Annotated in this window: 13 protein-coding genes and 1 riboswitch; of the genes, 9 read left to right on the top strand and 4 right to left on the bottom strand. The window is 59.2% G+C overall.

The features are described from left to right. The first annotated feature begins 70 nt into the window (after positions 1–70). The 9 genes from QP971_RS06470 (at position 71) to tuf (ending at position 12,871) form a co-directional block, all read left to right on the top strand. The gene (locus QP971_RS06470; RefSeq protein ID WP_239278139.1) at positions 71–4,066 is read left to right on the top strand and encodes a DNA-directed RNA polymerase subunit beta'; all 3,996 of its coding nucleotides are present in this window, start codon (positions 71–73) and stop codon (positions 4,064–4,066) included. Between the two features lie 170 nt (positions 4,067–4,236). Next, positions 4,237–4,369, top strand: a riboswitch (TPP riboswitch). Next, complete coding sequence (locus QP971_RS06465) at positions 4,359–4,973, top strand: ECF transporter S component (RefSeq protein WP_239278137.1); 615 nt, start codon at positions 4,359–4,361, stop codon at positions 4,971–4,973. Its footprint overlaps the riboswitch before it by 11 nt. A 14-nt stretch (positions 4,974–4,987) precedes the next feature. Further along, positions 4,988–6,415 (top strand): ABC transporter ATP-binding protein, encoded by a 1,428-nt coding sequence (locus QP971_RS06460; protein ID WP_284811137.1) that lies wholly within the window; start codon positions 4,988–4,990, stop codon positions 6,413–6,415. Next, a complete protein-coding gene (locus QP971_RS06455) occupies positions 6,408–7,178 on the top strand; it encodes an energy-coupling factor transporter transmembrane component T family protein (protein ID WP_284811127.1) in 771 nt (256 codons plus the stop codon). Before QP971_RS06460 ends, QP971_RS06455 begins: the two co-directional genes overlap by 8 nt. Before the next feature lie 26 nt (positions 7,179–7,204). Then, on the top strand, positions 7,205–7,756 hold the full coding sequence (locus QP971_RS06450; RefSeq protein WP_284811126.1) for a nucleoside/nucleotide kinase family protein: 552 nt from the start codon (positions 7,205–7,207) through the stop codon (positions 7,754–7,756). 232 nt (positions 7,757–7,988) lie between these two features. Then, positions 7,989–8,360, top strand: coding sequence for a 30S ribosomal protein S12 (gene rpsL / locus QP971_RS06445; RefSeq protein ID WP_238800416.1), 372 nt, complete (start codon positions 7,989–7,991; stop codon positions 8,358–8,360). Between the two features lie 6 nt (positions 8,361–8,366). Further along, positions 8,367–8,834, top strand: a complete 468-nt coding sequence (gene rpsG, locus QP971_RS06440) for a 30S ribosomal protein S7 (protein ID WP_005322865.1) — start codon at positions 8,367–8,369, stop codon at positions 8,832–8,834. 323 nt (positions 8,835–9,157) lie between these two features. Continuing rightward, entirely contained in the window at positions 9,158–11,287 is a 2,130-nt protein-coding gene (gene fusA, locus QP971_RS06435; RefSeq protein ID WP_284811125.1) for an elongation factor G, read from the top strand. 393 nt (positions 11,288–11,680) lie between these two features. Beyond that, entirely contained in the window at positions 11,681–12,871 is a 1,191-nt protein-coding gene (gene tuf / locus QP971_RS06430) for an elongation factor Tu (RefSeq protein ID WP_239273828.1), read from the top strand. 223 nt (positions 12,872–13,094) lie between these two features. Here the strand turns inward: tuf and QP971_RS06425 are convergent, their stop codons facing one another. The 4 genes from QP971_RS06425 to QP971_RS06410 all read right to left on the bottom strand — a co-directional run bounded on the left by QP971_RS06425 (position 13,095) and on the right by QP971_RS06410 (position 18,778). After that, positions 13,095–14,789, bottom strand: coding sequence for an ABC transporter family substrate-binding protein (locus tag QP971_RS06425; RefSeq protein WP_284787102.1), 1,695 nt, complete (start codon positions 14,787–14,789; stop codon positions 13,095–13,097). A gap of 111 nt (positions 14,790–14,900) precedes the next feature. Beyond that, positions 14,901–16,805: a dipeptide ABC transporter ATP-binding protein gene (locus QP971_RS06420; protein ID WP_284811124.1), complete on the bottom strand. Its 1,905-nt coding sequence runs from the start codon at positions 16,803–16,805 to the stop codon at positions 14,901–14,903. After that, the gene (locus QP971_RS06415; RefSeq protein WP_284787104.1) at positions 16,802–17,794 is read right to left on the bottom strand and encodes an ABC transporter permease; all 993 of its coding nucleotides are present in this window, start codon (positions 17,792–17,794) and stop codon (positions 16,802–16,804) included. The genes QP971_RS06420 and QP971_RS06415 overlap by 4 nt, the downstream gene beginning before the upstream one ends. Next, positions 17,795–18,778 carry an ABC transporter permease gene (locus tag QP971_RS06410; RefSeq protein ID WP_023020541.1) on the bottom strand — a complete coding sequence of 328 codons (984 nt, stop codon included), beginning with the start codon at positions 18,776–18,778 and terminating at the stop codon, positions 17,795–17,797. It abuts the gene before it with no gap. Positions 18,779–19,013 lie beyond the last annotated feature (235 nt).

Below are 19,013 nucleotides of genomic sequence, written 5' to 3'. Positions count from 1 at the left end.
CAGGGCATAAACGTTTCATTCATAAAAAGCCATCAATTCCTCGACAACGAGGATGAAAGGGAGACATTACGTGTTTGACGTAAATCTCTTCGACGAGCTCCGCATCGGTCTGGCCACCGCAGACGATATTCGTCGCTGGTCCAAGGGCGAGGTCAAAAAGCCCGAGACCATTAACTACCGCACCCTGAAGCCGGAGAAGGACGGCCTCTTCTGCGAGCGCATCTTCGGCCCCACCCGTGACTGGGAGTGCGCTTGTGGCAAGTACAAGCGCGTCCGCTACAAGGGCATCATCTGTGAGCGCTGTGGCGTTGAGGTGACCAAGTCCAAGGTTCGCCGTGAGCGCATGGGCCACATCGAGCTGGCCGCTCCGGTAACCCACATTTGGTACTTCAAGGGCGTTCCTTCCCGCTTGGGCTACCTGCTGGACTTGGCTCCGAAGGATCTCGAGCGCATCATTTACTTCGCAGCCAACATCATCACTTCCGTGGATGAAGAGGCTCGCCACAACGATCAGTCCACCCTGGAAGCAGAGATGCTTCTGGAGAAGAAGGACGTTGAGGACGATACCGAGTCCGAGATCGCAGAGCGCGCCTCCAAGCTGGAATCTGACCTGGCTGAGCTGGAAGCAGCCGGCGCCAAGGCAGATGCCCGCAAGAAGGTACAAAACGCTGCTGATAAGGAGATGCAGCACATCCGCGAGCGCGGCGAGCGCGAGATCGCCCGCCTGGATGAAATCTGGAACACCTTCATCAAGCTGGCTCCGAAGCAGATGATCATCGATGAGACCATCTACGAAGAGCTGGTTGACCGCTACGAGGATTACTTCACCGGCGGCATGGGTGCAGAAGCCATCCAGACCCTGGTCCGCAACTTCGACCTCGAGGCTGAGGCCGAGGAACTGCGTGAGATCATCAACAACGGCAAGGGCCAGAAGAAGATGCGTGCCCTGAAGCGCCTGAAGGTCGTTGCTGCCTTCCTGCGTTCCGGCAACGATCCGGCTGGCATGGTGCTGGATGCTATTCCAGTTATCCCGCCAGAGCTGCGCCCAATGGTGCAGCTGGACGGTGGCCGCTTTGCTACCTCCGACCTGAACGACCTCTACCGCCGCGTTATCAACCGCAATAACCGTTTGAAGCGCATGATCGATCTGGGTGCGCCAGAGATCATCGTGAATAACGAGAAGCGCATGCTGCAGGAGTCTGTAGACGCGCTCTTCGATAACGGCCGCCGCGGCCGTCCGGTTACCGGTCCGGGCAACCGCCCGCTGAAGTCCCTGTCTGACTTGCTCAAGGGCAAGCAGGGCCGCTTCCGCCAGAACCTGCTGGGTAAGCGCGTGGACTACTCCGGCCGTTCCGTTATTATCGTTGGTCCGCAGCTGAAGCTGCACGAGTGTGGTCTGCCGAAGCTCATGGCGCTCGAGCTATTCAAGCCGTTCGTTATGAAGCGCCTGGTAGAAAATGACTACGCCCAGAACATCAAGTCCGCCAAGCGCATGGTTGAGCGCCAGCGCCCAGAGGTGTGGGACGTTCTGGAACAGGCCATTTCCGAGCACCCAGTGATGCTCAACCGTGCTCCTACGCTGCACCGCCTGGGTATCCAGGCCTTCGAGCCGAAGCTGGTTGAGGGTAAGGCTATTCAGCTGCACCCGCTGGCTTGTGAGGCGTTCAACGCCGACTTCGACGGCGACCAGATGGCAGTCCACCTGCCGCTGTCCGCTGAGGCGCAGGCTGAGGCCCGCGTCTTGATGCTGGCGTCCAATAACATTCTGTCCCCAGCATCCGGTAAACCGCTGGCCATGCCGCGTCTGGACATGGTTACCGGCCTGTACTACCTGACCATGGACAAGTCCGAGGATGAGATCGGTGGCAATGGCCGCTACCGCGAGGCAGAAGAGGATAAGCCAGCAACTGGTGTCTTTTCCTCCTACGCCGAGGCCCTCATGGCCTATGACCGCGGCACCGTTGGCCTGCAGGCTCCGATCAAGGTTCGCATCGACCACCTTCGCCCGCCGAAGGAGATCGAGGAAGAGCAGTTCCCAGATGGCTGGTCCAAGGGCCAGGCATGGATGGGCTACACCACCATCGGCCGCGTCATGTTCAACGAGCTGCTGCCGTGGAACTACCCGTACCTCGAGGGCATCATGGTCCGTAAGGGCGGCGGCTCCGGCAATAAGGTTCTCATCGGTGACGTGGTCAATGACTTGGCCAATAAGTACCCGATGATCACCGTGGCTCAGGTGCTGGACAACATGAAGGATGCCGGCTTCTACTGGGCAACCCGTTCCGGCGTGACCATCACCATGTCTGACGTTCTGGTTCTGCCGAATAAGACCGAGATCCTCGAGTCTTATGAGAAGGAAGCAGAGCGCATCGAGCGCAAGTACTGGGAGCAGGGCGCTCTGACCGAGCGCGAGCGCTACGATCGCCTGGTTGAGCTGTGGAAGGACGCTACCGACACCGTCGGTGAGGCCGTCGAGAACATGTACCCGGACCACAACCCAATTCCGATGATTGTGAAGTCTGGTGCGGCCGGTAACATGCGTCAGATCTGGACGCTGGCCGGTATGAAGGGCATGGTTGTGAACTCGCACGGTGATTACATCACCCGTCCGATTAAGACCTCCTTCCGCGAAGGCCTGTCCGTGCTGGAGTACTTCAATAACTCCCACGGCTCCCGTAAGGGCCTGGCCGATACCGCGCTGCGTACCGCTGACTCCGGCTACCTCACCCGCCGTCTGGTGGACGTGGCCCAGGACGTCATCGTCCGCGAAGAGGACTGTGGCACCCGCCAGGGCGTGCGCGTCCCAATCGGCGAGGAGTCTGGCGACAAGGTTGTTCTCTCCGAGCTGTGGGAGACTTCTGCATCCGGCCGCGTGCTGGCTACCGATGTCAAGGGCGAAGACGGCGAGGTTGTGGCCGAGGCTGGCTCCGACCTCACTGAGGAGCTCACCCAGAAGCTGCTTGACGCTAAGGTCACCGAGGTCAAGGTTCGCTCCGTGCTGACCTGCCAGACCCCGGCTGGCGTATGTGCCAAGTGCTACGGCAAGTCCATGGCTTCCGGCCAGCTCGTCGATATCGGCGAGGCTGTCGGCATTGTGGCTGCACAGTCCATTGGTGAGCCGGGTACCCAGCTGACCATGCGTACGTTCCACCAGGGTGGTGTCGGTGGCGATATTACCGGCGGCCTGCCGCGTGTCCAGGAGCTCTTCGAGGCCCGTAACCCGAAGAACCGCGCTCCTATCGCCTCCGTTGACGGCACCGTGTCCCTGTCCGATGAGGGCAACTTCTGGACCCTGACCATCACCCCGGATGACGGCTCTGATGACGTGGTTTACGAAAAGCTCTCCAAGCGTCAGGGCCTGGCTCAGGTCCGTCGTCCAATGGAGTCCAACCCGGATGCCATGATCGAGCGTTCCCTCAAAGACGGCGACCACGTTGAGACCGGTGACCGTCTGATGCGTGGTGCGGCTGACCCGCACGACGTTCTCGAGGTTCTCGGCCGTCGTGGCGTGGAGCAGCACCTCATCAACGAGGTGCAGGCTGTGTACCGTACCCAGGGTGTGGCTATCCACGATAAGCACATCGAGATCATCATCCGCCAGATGCTGCGCCGCGGTACCGTCATCGATGCGGGTACCACGGACTTGCTGCCGGGTAACCTCATCGACCTCTCTGAGGCTAAGCAGCTCAACGCTGCCCAGGTGGCAGAAGGCGGCGAGCCGGCTCAGCTGCGTTCGGAGATTATGGGTATCACCAAGGCTTCCTTGGCTACCGAGTCTTGGCTGTCCGCTGCATCGTTCCAGGAGACCACTCGCGTGCTTACCGACGCCGCTATTAACAAGCGCTCCGATAAGCTCATTGGCCTCAAGGAGAACGTCATCATCGGTAAACTCATCCCGGCCGGTACGGGTATCTCCCGCTACCGCAATATCTCCGTCAAGCCGACCGAGGCTGCGCGCAACGCCGCATACTCGATTCCGACTTACGGCGATTCCATCTACGGCGATGACGGCTTCGGTGAATTCACCGGCGCTTCCGTCCCGCTGGATGAGGACTTCACCTTCTAACGTGCAGTTCAATTTGCGTTAACGCGGGAAATAAATGGCCCCGCCTTCCTGAACGATAGGAAGGCGGGGCTGTTTCGATGTCTAGGGAGCACCGCTAGACTGCTTTGCTAGTATGAATGCAGCTTTTGGCCAGACACCTTTAAAGGAGTGCGGCCTAAGTTATTGAAAATTGCACACTTCACGGGTGCTTGCGCGCTGCTCTGTTTTGCAGCTGTGTCGGGCTGAGATGCCGCCAGATGCGCGGTGAACCGTTGAACCTGATCCGGATAATGCCGGCGAGAGGGAGGAAATTTTGACTACTAATACACGTGCGTCTGCTGCCCCGAAGCGCAGCCTGAACTGGCGCGTGGTCGATATTGTGGTGGCGTCCGTTCTAGGCGTGGCTTGTGGCTTTGTGTTCTTGGGGTGGAATGCAGTGGGCTATGCCTGGTTTGAGGCCATGGACGCTGTGACTCCAGGCCTCGGCGGTATCGCTACGGGTATCTGGCTTATTGGCGGTGTGCTTGGTGGTCTGATTATTCGCAAGCCAGGTGCGGCTGTCTATGTGGAGGTTCTTGCCGCAACCGTTTCTGCAATGCTGGGCTCCCAGTGGGGCCCTAGCACCCTGTACTCGGGCTTGGCACAGGGCATTGGCGTGGAAATCATCCTGGCCATCTTCCTGTACCGCAAGTTTGGCCTGGGAGTATCCATTCTGGCCGGCATGGCAGCTGGCTGGGGTGCCTTCATCCTGGAGCTGTTTACCTCCGGCAACCTGGCTCGTTCCTTCGAGTTCAAGCTCATCTACTTTGTGACTCTGAACATCTCCGGCGCTATCTTGGCCGGTGCGCTGGGTTTCTTCGTGGTGAAAGCCCTGGCTAAAACCGGTGCCCTGGATCGCTTTGCCGCAGGCCGTGAACAGCGCGCTTAGGGCGTGTTGTGTCCGTGTCTGATTGTGCATCATTGGCGGGAAACGCCACCAAGATAACAGCCCGAGGATTCGGCTGGACTCATGCCGGACGCAGCGAACCGGCGCTATCCGATATTGACCTGATCATCGAGCCGGGAGAACGCGTGCTTTTATGCGGCGACTCTGGATCGGGAAAGTCTACCTTCCTTGCGGCGATGGCCGGAGTGCTGGGTTCCGATGAGGAAGGAACCCGCACTGGTGAAATTCTCTTAGAAGATTCCACCGGCATGGTCGAGGAACCAGGCCGTACCATCCCAGTGGGGCTGGTGCTTCAGGATCCGGATTCGCAGGTGATCTCCGCGCGCGTGGGTGATGACATTGCTTTCGGCTGCGAGAACCTGGCGTATCCGCGCGAGGAAATCTGGCGCCGTGTGGCCGCAGCCAAGGAACTGGTTGGGCCTTTCGTGGACCTGGATTTTCCCACCGAGCGGCTCTCCGGTGGGCAGAAGCAGCGCTTGGCGCTCGCCGGCGTCATCGCTATGGGGGCGGGCGTAGTACTTCTCGATGAACCCACGGCCAACCTTGACCCCGCCGGCGCACGCGATGTGGTGCGCGCCGTGGCTAGGCTGGTGGAAGAAACCGGCGCGACGCTCGTGGTGGTAGAGCACCAGCACGCGGCGTGGGACGGTGTGCTCGACCGTGCGGTGGAGCTGGACCGCGGGCGCATCGTGGCCGATACTTCCTTCGCGGAGGTGGCCAAGCGCCGCCAGGTCTCTGGCCTGCCGCAGGCGCGACGCCTTGGCGAGGCCGAGCTTGCGGAGCGCGAAGCCGCGCTGTGGAGCACCGACCTCGTAACCCGCTATGGTCCGCCGCGCACGATTGCGCTGCCGGCGGGAGCATCCACGGTCATTACCGGGCCGAATGGCGCGGGTAAGTCCACCTGGTTGATGACCATGGCCGGGTTGCTGCCGGCTAAATCCGGGGAAATTGGGGTGGCCGATTTCGTGCGATGCGGGGTCAAAGGGTCGCCGCTGCGCTGGAAATCGCGCGAGCTGGCGGACCGCATAGGCTTTGTCTTCCAGAATTCGGAGCACCAATTCGTCGCCCGTACGGTGGCCGAAGAGCTGCGCGTTGCGCCCAAGGTAATGCGCGTGGACCCGCCGGAGGAAAGGATCGCGCAGCTGGTGGAATCACTGCGGCTGCAGCATCTCTTAGACGCTAACCCGTTCACGCTCTCTGGCGGCGAGAAAAGACGCCTGTCTGTCGCTACTGCCTTGGTGACCGCGCCGTCGGTGTTGCTGTTGGATGAGCCTACCTTTGGCCAAGACCCCCAAACTTTTGTGGAGCTGGTGCGCTTGCTGCGGCAATTGGCAGATGACGGCACCACTATCGCCTCTATCACCCATGACCCGCTTTTCATCCAGGCCTTGGGTGATTGTCGAGTGGAGGTGCCCGGTGCCTAATCTTTTAGGCGGGGCTAACCCGCTTAGCCGCATCTTTTTGATGTTTATTTGGGTTACCCCTCTATTGGGATCTATTGACTGGGTCTCGGCCGCGGTATCGTTGGCGCTTACCCTGATCCTCGCGCCGCTGTGCGGGGTGTCATGGGTGCGGCTTTTTAAGGCCGGCTGGTTCCTCTTTCTTATTGCACCGATTTCTGGCATCTCGATGCTGCTATATGGCGAGCCTGGTGGCACGCAGTACTTCAGCTGGTGGCTCATTACGGTCACACAGAACTCGCTGACCCTCGCGATTGCTATTACGCTGCGTGTGTTTGCCGTGGCCCTCCCTATGGTGGTCCTGGCTCGCGATATTGATCCGACGGAGTTGGGCGATGCGTTCTCGCAGATCCTGAAGCTACCCTCGCGCTTTGTCATCGGTGCGGTGGCGGGTGTGCGCATGATGACGCTCTTCCAGTCTGACTGGCAGTCGTTGGGTATGGCGCGCAGGGCGAGGGGACTGACGGACGTCGGTAAGCTCAAGCATCTGCTCACCATGTCCTTTGGGCTTTTGGTCATCGCGCTGCGCCGCGGGGGCAAGTTGGCCACGGCTATGGAGGCGCGCGGATTTGGTCGTACTCCGCCTAGAGGAGGGGCACGTACGTGGGCTCGCGAGTCCCGCCTGCGGGCCCGTGATGGGTGGATTATGGCCCTAGGTACTGTCTTCGCTTTCGTACCGGTGGTAGTTTCGGTACTCACTGGGGCCTGGAGATTCTTCGGCCTATAAACCGCGAAAGCAGTGATTGAGCGACCATGGACTTTGATAGCCAACAAGAGCGCCTTTTAGAGGACATCGTCAAGCTGGCCGCAGCCAGAAAGCGCGCCTTCAAGCCGGTGACCGTGCTTATCGACGGCCCTTCAGGCGCCGGCAAAACCTGGACCTCCGCCGCACTGGCCGAGCGCACCAATTGGCGGGTAGTGCACCTCGATGAGTTTTACCCCGGCTGGCATGGCCTGGATAAGGGCTCGGATATGGTGGCCGAGCAAGTATTGCGCACCATGAACCCCGGCTATTGGCGCTGGGATTGGGAAGCAGGCGCCCCAGGGGACTGGGCCAGCTTGGATGTGCGCGATGACCTCATCGTGGAGGGCGTGGGCTCGGTAACTGCCGCCAATATTGCCGCGGCCAAGGAGAGGGGCGCGGTAGTAAGCGTGCTTATCGACGGCCCCCGGGACCAACGCCGCGAACGCGCCATCGCCCGCGAGCCCGCCTACGAGCAGTGGTTTGAAACGTGGGAAGAACAGGAAAAGGAATACTTTGCCACCAAGGCCGCCGAGGCGGACCTGGTCTGGGAATGGTCCTAGCAGGAGGAAGCCGCCGATCGCGTTTTGTATAAAGCGCGGTCGGTTTGCTACCCTAAACTTCAGTTCACTATGCGTGCCAGGATGGCACGCGGTGAAGAGTCTGATCCTTAACAAGGCACCGGCCTTGGAAAGAGTTCTGGACATGCGGCAGCGCCCCGGGAAAGAGCGCCTATTTTTGCATGTTTGGTTCTTTTCTTTTGGCTTCGGTGCGATTCGACAGAAAGACTGTTAAATGCCAACTATTCAGCAGCTGGTCCGCAAGGGCCGCCACAGCAAGCGTTCTGAGGTGTCTACCGCTGCGCTGAAGGGTTCCCCGCAGCGTCGCGGTGTGTGCACCCGCGTGTACACCACCACTCCTAAGAAGCCGAACTCTGCACTTCGTAAGGTTGCTCGTGTTCGCCTGACCACCGGTATTGAGGTTTCCGCCTACATTCCGGGCGAGGGCCACAACCTGCAGGAGCACTCCATGGTCCTCGTTCGCGGCGGCCGTGTGAAGGACCTTCCTGGTGTTCGTTACAAGATCATCCGCGGCGCTCTGGATACCCAGGGTGTCAAGGACCGTAAGCAGGCACGTTCCCGTTACGGCGCAAAGAAGGGACAGTAATAAACAATGCGTAAGAATGCTGCTCCGAAGCGTCCTGTAGTCAAGGACCCGGTATACAACTCCGAGCAGGTCACCATGCTCGTCAACAAGATCCTCCAGGACGGCAAGAAGTCCACCGCAGAGCGCATCGTCTACGGCGCTCTCGAGGCTTGCCGTGAGAAGACCGGTACCGATCCGGTTGGCACCCTGGAGAAGGCACTGGGCAACATCCGCCCAGACCTCGAGGTTCGCTCCCGCCGTGTCGGTGGCGCTACCTACCAGGTGCCGGTTGAGGTTCGCCCTGACCGCGCTAACACCCTGGCACTGCGCTGGATGGTGACCTTCACCCGCCAGCGTCGCGAGAACTCCATGATCGAGCGTCTCGCGAACGAGATCCTGGATGCCTCCAACGGCCTCGGCGCTTCCGTTAAGCGTCGTGAGGATACTCACAAGATGGCAGAGGCCAACCGCGCCTTCGCCCACTACCGCTGGTAATTTCAGCACCCACATCAATGGCCCAAGCAACGAGAAACAAGTTTCGCGCTGGCTGCCGGCAGTTTTCCTGCCGCGGCAACACAAAACTCCATATCTCTTGCTTGGGTCATTTTTTGCCCTAAAGGGTGTGAACTTTGAGCGGTATCCCTGCCCAGTCCAGCGGCATCGTGGAGTGTCAAGTACACTGAAGCGATGGAAGTCTAGGGGCAGGCTGCTCCGAGGACGGCCAAATAGTGGCAAAAATATACATGACCTTATCCATGCAGGCGTCATAGCCAGAAACCTGGTCACGGCGTCGACGACTATTAAGTTGGGGTATAAACGTGGCACAAGAAGTGCTTAAGGACCTGAACAAGGTCCGCAACATCGGCATCATGGCCCACATCGATGCTGGTAAGACGACCACCACCGAGCGTATTCTCTTCTACACCGGTATTAACCGTAAGGTGGGCGAGACCCACGACGGTGCTTCCACCACTGACTGGATGGCACAGGAGAAGGAACGCGGCATCACCATTACCTCCGCTGCCGTGACCTGCTTCTGGAACAACAACCAGATCAACATCATCGACACCCCGGGTCACGTCGACTTCACCGTTGAGGTTGAGCGTTCCCTCCGTGTTCTCGATGGCGCCGTCGCAGTCTTCGACGGTAAGGAAGGCGTTGAGCCGCAGTCCGAGCAGGTGTGGCGTCAGGCTGCTAAGTACGACGTTCCGCGTATCTGCTTCGTCAACAAGATGGACAAGCTGGGCGCAGACTTCTACTACACCGTCTCCACCATTGAGGACCGCCTGGGCGCTAAGCCGCTGGTAATGCAGCTGCCTATTGGTGCTGAAGATGACTTCGACGGCATCGTTGATCTGCTGAACATGCAGGCACTGACCTGGCGCGGCAAGGTCGAGACCGGTGCAGAGCCTGTTGTAGAAGATATCCCTGAGGACCTCAAGGAGAAGGCTGCGGAGTACCGCGAGAAGTTGGTCGAGACCGTTGCTGAGTCCGACGAAGAGCTCATGGAGAAGTACTTCGGCGGCGAGGAGCTGACCATTGACGAGCTCAAGGCCGGTATCCGTAAGCTGACCATCAACTCCGAGATTTACCCGGTTTACTGCGGTACCGCTTACCGCAATAAAGGCGTGCAGCCGCTGCTGGACGCTGTTGTTGACTTCCTGCCTAACCCGCTGGACGTTGGCGAGGTTATCGGCCACGAGGTCGGCAACGAGGACAACCAGCTTACCCGTAAGCCTTCCGTGGAGTCTTCCTTCTCCGCACTGTCCTTCAAGATTGCAGCTCACCCGTTCTTCGGCCAGCTGAACTTCATCCGCGTGTACTCCGGCCAGGTCACCCCGGGTACCGAGGTTATGAACTCCACCAAGGGCAAGAAGGAGCGCATCGGTAAGCTCTTCCAGATGCACGCCAACAAGGAGAACCCTGTTGAGCAGGCAGACGCCGGCAACATCTACGCAGTTGTTGGCCTGAAGGAGACCACCACCGGTGACACCCTGTGTGACAAGGATGACCAGATCATCCTCGAGTCCATGGACTTCCCGGATCCGGTTATCAAGGTTTCCATCGAGCCAAAGACCAAGGCCGACCAGGAGAAGCTGGGTAACGCAATTCAGAAGCTTGCTGCTGAGGACCCAACCTTCACCGTTGAACTGGATGAAGAGACCGGCCAGACCGTTATCGGCGGCATGGGCGAGCTCCACCTCGACGTTCTGGTTGACCGCATGAAGCGCGAGTTCAAGGTCGAGGCAAACATCGGTAACCCGCAGGTTGCATACCGTGAGACCATCCGCAAGAAGGTTGAGTCCATGGAGTACACCCACAAGAAGCAGACCGGTGGTTCCGGCCAGTTCGCAAAGGTTATCTGCACCATCGAGCCGTACAACCCGGACCCAGAGACCCTGGAAGAGGGCGAGTCCGCAACCTACGCATTCGAGAATGCCGTTACCGGTGGCCGCGTTCCGAAGGAATACATTCCTTCCGTCGACGCTGGTATCCAGGACGCTATGCAGTACGGCTACCTGGCAGGCTTCCCGATGGTCAACATCAAGGCCACCCTGGAAGACGGCGCTTATCACGACGTCGACTCCTCCGAGATGGCCTTCAAGCTGGCCGGCTCCCAGGTCTTCAAGGAAGCAATGGCCAAGGCTAAGCCGGTTCTACTCGAGCCGATGATGGCCGTTGAGGTTGTTACCCCTGAGGAGTACATGGGTACCGTTAACGGTGACATCTCCTCCCGCCGTGGCCAGGTCTTCGCAATGGAAGACCGCTCCGGTGCGAAGGTCGTTAAGGCTAAGGTGCCGCTGTCCGAGATGTTCGGTTACATCGGTGACCTGCGTTCCTCCACCGCAGGCCGCGCAAACTTCACCATGGTCTTCGATTCCTACGCAGAGGTTCCTTCCTCCGTGGCACAGGAGATCATCGAGGAGCGCACCGGCGGCGCCAACTAAGCGCTAGCCCCCGTCTCCTCCGCGGTTTAGTCGGGCTGGTACTCTTCGCCAGTAGTTGCCAGACCCGCCGCGGGGCGGGACAACTGGGCCAGGGTAGCGGCGGGCTGAGTTTGCAGCTTAGGACTCTAAGTTGTGTATTGAGCCGGCCGTTACCCTCCCAGGATCCTTTTAAAAAGATTCTTGTCGAGGGAAATGGCCGCGATTTTTCGCGGGGTTACCTCCTATAACGGCGGTTTGAAAAAACCGCGACATAAATCTAGGATCGTGTAACTGGCACGTAAAGAAAGCGTCATTAGCGCTTTGCCCCACATACTGTGGGTCGGGTGCCAATGACAACTGTCAACCACGTGGCTGCGAAGGTCGTAGCCACCATATAGTCCAGGAGGACATACAGTGGCAAAGGAGAAGTTCGAGCGTACGAAGCCGCATGTGAACATCGGCACCATCGGACACGTCGACCACGGCAAGACCACCACCACCGCAGCGATCACCAAGGTTCTGGCTGACCAGTACCCTGAGGAGAACGAGGCATTCGCGTTCGACATGATCGACAAGGCTCCTGAGGAGAAGGAGCGCGGTATTACCATCAACATCTCCCACGTTGAGTACTCCACCCCGAAGCGCCACTACGCACACGTTGACGCTCCGGGCCACGCCGACTACATCAAGAACATGATTACCGGCGCTGCTCAGATGGACGGCGCTATCCTGGTTGTTGCTGCAACCGATGGCCCGATGCCGCAGACCCGTGAGCACGTTCTGCTTGCTCGCCAGGTTGGCGTTCCTTACATCCTCGTTGCACTGAACAAGTGTGACATGGTTGATGATGAGGAAATCATCGAGCTCGTTGAGATGGAGATCCGTGAGCTGCTCGCAGAGCAGGACTACGATGAGGAAGCTCCTATCGTTCACATCTCCGCTCTGAAGGCTCTCGAGGGCGAGGACAAGTGGGTACAGTCCGTTGTTGACCTGATGGAAGCTTGCGACAACTCCATCCCGGATCCGCAGCGCGCTACCGACCAGCCGTTCCTGATGCCTATCGAGGACATCTTCACCATTACCGGCCGCGGTACCGTTGTTACCGGCCGTGTTGAGCGTGGCCGTCTGGAAGTCAACGAGGACGTTGAGATCATCGGTATCCAGGAGAAGTCCCAGACCACCACCGTTACCGGTATCGAGATGTTCCGCAAGATGATGGACTACACCGAGGCTGGCGACAACTGTGGTCTGCTTCTGCGTGGTACCAAGCGTGAGGACGTTGAGCGTGGCCAGGTCGTTATCAAGCCGGGCGCTTACACCCCGCACACCAAGTTCGAGGGTTCCGTCTACGTCCTGAAGAAGGAAGAGGGCGGCCGCCACACCCCGTTCATGAACAACTACCGTCCGCAGTTCTACTTCCGTACCACGGACGTTACCGGTGTTGTTAACCTGCCAGAGGGCACCGAGATGGTTATGCCTGGCGACAACGTTGAGATGTCCGTTGAGCTCATCCAGCCGGTCGCTATGGACGAGGGCCTGCGCTTCGCTATCCGCGAGGGCTCCCGCACCGTCGGCGCTGGCCGCGTTACCAAGGTTATCGAGTAATCGATACCCCGTAACCGCTCAGTAGAGCTTTAAAGAGTCCGCTCCACCTTCGGGTGGGGCGGATTTTTTGATCTCTGCCCAACGAAATTGCGCGCGAAGCAACCGCTTGTAGTTGATGCCGCATGCGTGGACTTTATGAGCAGAATGAAGCCTCCCGCGGACTCGCCCTGGTGGGGATGCCGCGGGAGGCTTGAGCGTATTGCGCTAGAGGCTTTTAGTGCTTTTACTTCTCCCAGCCGATATCTTCCTTGGGGAGGATGGCGAAGCCGTTGGCGCCATAGTTGGCCAAGCCCTTCTTCACGCCGACCATCTGTGGCCCGTTGGCAAAGGGGAGGATTCCGTAGTGACCAAAGGCCTCCGACTCGAGTTCATTGACGCGGTCAATCTGCTCGTCCTTGGTCGGCAGGTTTTGCAGCTCCTCAATCTTCTTATCGAATTCCTTGGTGCCGGTGCTCGACATGTTCAGTGTGGAATCGCTGGCGTAGGTCTGGCCAAAGTAGGCGACGCCAAACGGGTCAGAGGAGGCAAACGCGGAAAGGAAGAGGTCGAAATCTCGCTCCGAGGTTACCTTGGAAAACTCGGACGAAGGGCGCTCTTCAATCTTGAGGTCAACGCCGACGTCCTTCAGCATCTTTTGCACCGCTGCGGCAAGGGACTTCGACACTTCATCGTCGCCGATGAGGATATAGCGCAGGGAGAGCTTCTCGCCGTCCTTCGCATAGATACCATCATCGCCCTGCTGGTAGCCGGCGTCCTCTAGCAGTTTCTTGGACTGCTCAGGATCGAACTCGATGACGTCCTTGATGTTGTCCTTGTAGCCCTCCTGGGTGGAGTAGAGGGTAAGGGAGCCCGGCATTTCCTCTTCGTAGCCCAGGCCGTTATAGCGGATTTCGGCCAGCTGATCGCGGTCGATGGCGGAGAAGACGGCGTGGCGTACATCCTCGTCCTTGAGCTGTGGAGCCTTGGAATTGAGGGTGAAGATAACGTTGGCGGGGCGCAGTGCGGCACGGATGTCTATGGCATCGCCCATCTCGCCGGCAATGGTGAGACTGTTCTTATCGGCCACACCGGCGGCGTCGATTTCGCCGGCTTGGAAGGCGTTGATGGTGGCCTGGGATTCCATGACGCGGAAGCTTACCTTCTTCAGCTTCGGTTTATCACCCCACCACTTTTCGTTGGGCACGAGGGTGAGGGTTCCGCCCTTGAAGTCTACGTTTTCTACCTTGAATGGGCCGGCGCCGTACTGCGGGTTCAGCTTGCCCAGATATGCCTTGTCGAATTCTTCTGGGCTGTCGATGGCGGGGTGGAGAAGCTCGTTGAAGAGGCCCTGCCACCACGGGTAGGGGCCGTCGAAGGTAACAACGACGTCCTTGTCGGTATCGCCCTTTTCTACGGAGGTAATGCGTTCGAAGCCATCGGTGGCGTTTACCTGGACGTCTTCATCCTTGCCGTTGTTGAAGCGCCAGGTATTCTCGAAGGCCTTCCAGTCAATAGGCGTGCCATCGTTGAAGGTGGCATCCTTGTTTACCTTGAAGGTGACGACGGTGTTCTCGCCCTTCTTATCTTCCTTGACATCATCGATGTAGTCGGGGTTTGGGGTGTAGTTTCCCTCGCCGTCGTATAGCGCCAGCTGTGGGTTGTACCAGCCCCAGACCTTGCGGGTATCGGCGGTCATGTTGGCGTGGAACATGTTTTGTTGCTCGGTGAGTTCATCGAGAGCGAGGGTGAGCTCGCCGTCGTCCTTGAGCTCCTCGCGGGACTTTTCGTTGTAGTCGCCAGCCGGATTAACCTCGATGTCGAGGCCGCCGACTGCCTTGGAGGAGTCGCCGTCCGAGTTGGCGGCGCAGCCGGTGAGGGCGAGTGCCGCGGCGGAGAGGGTAGCTACGGTAGCAATCCGGAAGCGGGTGAACTTTTTCATGGTGGGGTTTCTCCTTGAGTGAGAGGAAAGTGAAGGTTGCGGTAGCAGAGGAAGCCGCCGCAGCACTTCAGTTGTGAGAATAACTATATATAAGACGGGGTGTGCGTAAGGTCACTTTTGCGAAATTGGTGAGGCTTGCGCTGGACTGGGGTTGCGTCGCCTGCGGGCAGCTGCCGGATCCGGAATCGGAATGGCATCCAGGAGCTTCTTGGTGTAGTCCGCTTGGGGGTTTTCGAAGATGTCATCGGTCGGCCCGGACTCCACAAACTGACCCTTGTACATGACGGCCACCCGGTCTGAAAGGTGGCGCACCACGGACAGGTCATGGGCGACGAAAAGGTAGGACAGTCCCAGCTTTCGTTTGAGATTCTCGAGCAGGTTGATGACGCCGGCCTGGATGGAGACGTCGAGTGCAGAGACGGGCTCATCCAAGACCAAAACCGAAGGGTTCGTGGCCAGCGCGCGGGCGAGGCCGATGCGCTGGCGTTGCCCGCCGGAAAAGTGGCTGGGGAAGCGATCCAGCTGGGAGGAGTCCAAGCCGACAAGTCCCATGAGCTCGTTCACGCGGGCGTCCACGTCGCCGTCGTAGCCTAGGGAGTTGAGCGGTTCGGCGATGACCTCGCGCACGGTCAGGCGCGGGTTGAGGGAGCTCATCGGGTCTTGGAAGACAATTTGGATGTCCTTGCGGGCCTCGCGGCGCTCGGAGTTGCTCATCCCGGCCGCGTCCTTCCCGTTGAGCACGACTGCGCCGTTCTCGGGCTTTAAATCCATGATTTCTAGCAGGGTGGTGGTCTTACCGCAGCCAGACTCGCCTACGATGGCCATGCATTCGCCCTTGCGAATATCAAAGGTGAGGCCGTCCACTGCCTTGACCGTGCCCACGCGGCGCTTGACCAGCGCGCCCTTGGTAAGTGGGAATTCCTTGCGCAGGTCCGTGACCTCCAAGGTAGTGGGACGCTCGTCGCGGGGGATGCCGGCCATGACGTCCTCCGCGAGCTGCGGTGGTGTGAACATGAGCTCGCCGCCGATTTTGCGGTCGTGGATGTCGGGCGCGCGCAGGCAGGCACTCTGGTGCGAGGGGGCGTCGTCAAGCGCGATAAGCGGCGGCTCGCCGTCGGAGCAGGCGGGCTGCGCCACAGGGCAGCGCGGGGCAAACTGGCAGCGCTGCTTGAGGTCCACCAGCACCGGCGGGCTGCCCACGATAGGTGTGAGCGGTTCTTCGGCCGATACATCTGGGCGCGGCGTAGAGCCGAGCAGGCCTACGGTATAGGGCATGCGGGGCTGGGAGAAGATGGTATCCACATCGCCGCGCTCCACGGGGCGGCCGGCGTACATGACCATGACATCATCGGCCGTTTCTGCCACCACACCCATGTCGTGGGTAATCATGATGGTGGCGGCGCCGGTTTCGCGCTGAGCGAGCTTAATGACGTCCAGAATCTGCGCCTGAATGGTTACATCCAGTGCGGTCGTGGGCTCATCGGCGATGAGCACGCGCGGATTATTGGCAATTGCGATGGCAATGACCACGCGCTGGCGCATGCCGCCCGAGAACTCGTGCGGGAAGGACTTCAGGCGCAGGTGCGGATCGGGGATGCCCACGAGGTCGAGCAACTCCGTGGCCTCTTTGAGGGCCTGCTTCTTGCCGACGTCCTTATGGGCCTGGATTGCCTCCACCAACTGCGATCCAATATCGAAGACCGGGGTGAGGGCGGAGAGCGGATCTTGGAAGATCATGCCAATGCCGTTGCCACGGATCTCGGACATCTGCTTGTCGCTGAGGCCGAGTAGCTCGCGGCCGTCGAACTTTACGGACCCGGTGATCTTCGCGTAGTCCGGCAGGAGCCCCATGATGGACATGGAAGTCACGGATTTGCCGGAACCGGATTCACCCACGATACCGAGCGTGCGGCCAGGGTAGAGATCAAAATCCACGCCACGGACCGCGGAGACGGATCCGGCTTCGGACGGGAAGTTAACGCGCAGGTCTTTGACGGATAAGACGGGCGAGGTCATGCTTTACCTCCGGAATTCGAGTTGGGGTCGAGTGCATCGCGCAGGCCATCGCCAATGAAAGCCATGGACACGGTGAGCAAGGTCAGGGTTGCGGCAGGGAAGTAGAACAGCCATGGGGAGGATTGCACGGCGGCGGTGCCGCCCTGCAGGAGGGTGCCGAGGGAGACGTCGGGAAGCTTGACGCCCAACCCCAGGAAGGACAGGGCCGTCTCTGAGCCCACGGTGCCCACCACGCCGAAGACAAACTGGATGATAAGTAGCGAACCAATATTGGGAATGACGTGGCGCACGATAGTGCGCAGCTTGGACACGCCCATGTAGCTCGCCGCGCGGACGTAGTCTTGCTCGCGCACCGTAAGCGCTAGCGACCAAATCACGCGGGCCTGGTACATCCAGCCAAAGAGGATGAGTACGACGATGAGCAGCTTCCAGTCGCCGCCGGAATCCGCCACCACCAGTGCGATGAGCAGGAAGGTAGGGATGGACAGCAGGAAGTGAATGACCGCCAGCACCGCCTTTTCGGCGATGCCTCCCCACAAGGCTGCAGCGGATCCGATGAACGCGGAGATGACCAAGGTGGCCAGTGATACCACGATGGCGATGGTCAGTGACCTCCCCAAGCCGTGAATGGTCTGGGCATAGAGGTCATTGCCGGTGTCATTCGTGCCAAACCAGTGCTCGGGGCTCGGCGGCTCCGACAGTGCAAGGAAGTCCGGCTCGGTGTAGTCCCACTTGGCAAAGAAGCCGCCAAAAAGCGCCGCAAGGACCAAGAAAGCCAAGATGATAAGGCCCAAGGTGGCCAGCTTATTGCGGAAGAAGCGGCGCAGGTACAGCTTGTAGCGCGAGGTGCCACGGGGCATCTGCTCCAGGGTGGCTACCTGCTCGGCCTCGGCGGGGGAGAAGGGGTCTCCCGTTGTGACCTCGCTGTGTGCGGTGATATCCCCGCGGGGTTCCTGCTTGAAATAGTTGCGGTCTTTAGATGGGGTCATTTAGCTCACCCTCACTCGTGGATCAAGCGCGACGACAACCAAGTCCGCCAATACCGCGGAGATGGCCGTCATGGCGGCGCCAAAGGCAGCGACGGCCGCTGCACCGTTGACGTCGTTCTTGCTAATGGTCTCGATGAAGTACTGGCCCATACCGTTCCAGCCAAAGATGCGCTCGGTCATCACCGCACCGGTGAAGATGCCTGGGATGGAAAAGGCCACCGAGGTTGCCACCGGGATGATGGAGGTGCGCAGTGCGTGCTTGCGAATCGCCTGTTGGCGGGTCAAGCCCTTAGCGCGGGCGGTGCGCACATAGTCCGCATCCAAGTTATCCAGCAGCAAGGTGCGCTGGGTCATGTGATAGCTGGCGTAGCTAATGAAGACCAGGGAAATGGTGGGAAGAATCAAGTGCTGTGCGGAGTCCACCAGCTTGGGAAAGAAACCTTCCACGTCTAGCGAATGAGAGCCGACGACGTAGAAAATCTTCTTGCCGCTGAGCTCGTTGATCTTGAGCGCACCCCACACCACGGCGATGGACGCCACGACCACGTGGGTATTCATCGCAATGATGGAAATGCCCTGCCAGATGCGGTCACCAGTTTTGTACTGGCGCGAAGCGGTGTAGACGCCCACGGCCACGCCGATGAGAATGGACAAAATGGTGGAAAGTAAAAGCAGCTGCGCGGAAACCCAGATGCGGTAGCTAATTTCTGAATTCACCACCTCGCCTACCGGGGATTGGCCCCAGTCCCATTTGGTGAGGATATTGGTCAGCCAGGTCCACCAGCGTTGTACTAGCGGGGTATCGGGGCTGAGGTTATAGGGCTCGAGGAGGCTATTGATTTCCTCCGGCGAAAGTGGTGGGCGTCGGCCAGTGTAGTTGGACCGTGGGTCCAGGAAGCTGGCCGCCAAGAGATAGGCGAGGTTGGTAGCCAAAAAGATCATGAGTAACCAGCCCAAGGTCTTTTTGATCAGATATTTAGTCATAGAGATTCTCCGTGCGCGGTTAAGCAGGAAACGTGGTGCGAAGGTGTATCCAACGAGCGAATCGTTGTATGTGACTAATCTAATAATATGTTATTCAGAACACAATCAAATCCACCCCGTGACATAAATCCCCAATAATACGACAGGTATTAGTAGGCATGGAAAGTGTGAAAATTTGTCAAATAAATCTGTTTTGAACAGGCAATACGTGGATCTAGATTGTTGAACACTTATA

It is taken from the genome of Corynebacterium marquesiae (assembly GCF_030229635.1).
In the GTDB taxonomy this organism is placed as follows: Bacteria; Actinomycetota; Actinomycetes; order Mycobacteriales; family Mycobacteriaceae; genus Corynebacterium; species Corynebacterium marquesiae.
This window is presented reverse-complemented; position numbering and strand designations above follow the sequence as displayed.